General features: G+C 43.8%; 2 protein-coding genes. Both read right to left on the bottom strand.

From position 1 onward, the window contains the following. Positions 1 to 1037, bottom strand: a 1037-nt coding sequence (locus tag EJP87_RS16665; RefSeq protein ID WP_193771492.1) for a nucleotidyltransferase domain-containing protein, incomplete at its 3' end; no start/stop codon positions are given. Further along, the coding region (locus EJP87_RS16660; RefSeq protein WP_193771491.1) for a nucleotidyltransferase substrate binding protein at positions 1034 to 1258 on the bottom strand (225 nt) is incomplete at its 5' end. The genes EJP87_RS16665 and EJP87_RS16660, both read right to left, overlap by 4 nt.

Here is a 1258-nt window from a genome sequence, read left to right as displayed (position 1 = left end):
TCAAAGCTGTCCGGGAACAGAGCGGCGGTGGCTTTATCCATACCTTCAGGCGCAAGGCCCTGTTGTTTGGCATGTACTGGGTCGAAATCAACAAACCAGGATTTGAACAGTGCCTGGGCGATGGCTTCAAGTGTGGCATTGGTTGCGCGCAGGATGGTGATGCGGTCGTCGAGAGCACCTAAAATATCAGAAATGCTTTTCTGTACATTAAACTTTGGCAAGTCAATTTCTATTGAATCAGCAAATTTTGTGAATTGGAATCGTGCAACACCAGTATGTTGCACCTGATAATTATCAATTGTACCATTCTTATATAGATTCTGGAGATACCAAAAAATGTATTCTGGTACAGCTGTTGATGAGTCAATCCTCATGTATCGAGCAAAAGAAGCGCATGTTATTGGCAGCTTTGACTTGTGAAACAATGCCGGACGCAAGAAAACAGTCCTTCCTGTTGGTTTCCCTTTACTGCCACCAGCAGTCTCAATCAGAATATCAAAAGGCTGCAATGTTTTTCGATATGCTGCTTTTCCAGAGATGTATCGAACAGGAACATCAATTAATAATCCGTTTTTGACCGCTTCAAAATCTGTTCCGCGAATAACAAACATCTGAACACTATCATCAAACGGTAATTCTTTTCCCCACTCCCCATCTTTTGTTTCTAGCAACAATTTTCTTAAAAGTGCTTTATCCTTAATAAAATCCAGATTATTAATTTCTTTTTCCATCTGCACCACCACCTTTTCCCGCTCAATTATCTTCCTGAACGACTCACTGGTCGTCGCCCAATCCACCACATCCACCTTCCAGGGCAAATCGGACTCGACAAAATCATCCAGCAAATCGCTCATCACCTCCAAACCGAGTGGCTTGTCAGAAATCACGCACAAATCCAGGTCTGAATAGTTCTTGGCTGTCCATTTGACGCGAGAACCAAAGGCCCATACCTCATGGTTGGGTACATGTTTCTGGAGAATCTCCTGAACAATCTTCTGATGGTCCGGGTGAATATCTATCGGGGGTTGATTCTTCACGTTGTACCGATTCTCTTTTGCAATTGTTCCAGTAGAAATTGAGCCTCTTTGAGGAAGGCTGGTATGTACTGAACAACGTCAATGGCTATCATTTCATCATAGGTATGGCTGGTCTTGCCTCTGCACTCTCGGTATTTTTTCCAGTCGGTCCAATTCCCCAACAACAGCCCATATTCATTGCCGGTGCGAATCAAATCCGGGAAGAGCATGTCGTCAATCAC

Source organism: Candidatus Magnetaquicoccus inordinatus (assembly GCF_004217665.1).
GTDB classification, from domain to species: Bacteria; Pseudomonadota; Magnetococcia; order Magnetococcales; family Magnetaquicoccaceae; genus Magnetaquicoccus; species Magnetaquicoccus inordinatus.
This window is presented reverse-complemented; position numbering and strand designations above follow the sequence as displayed.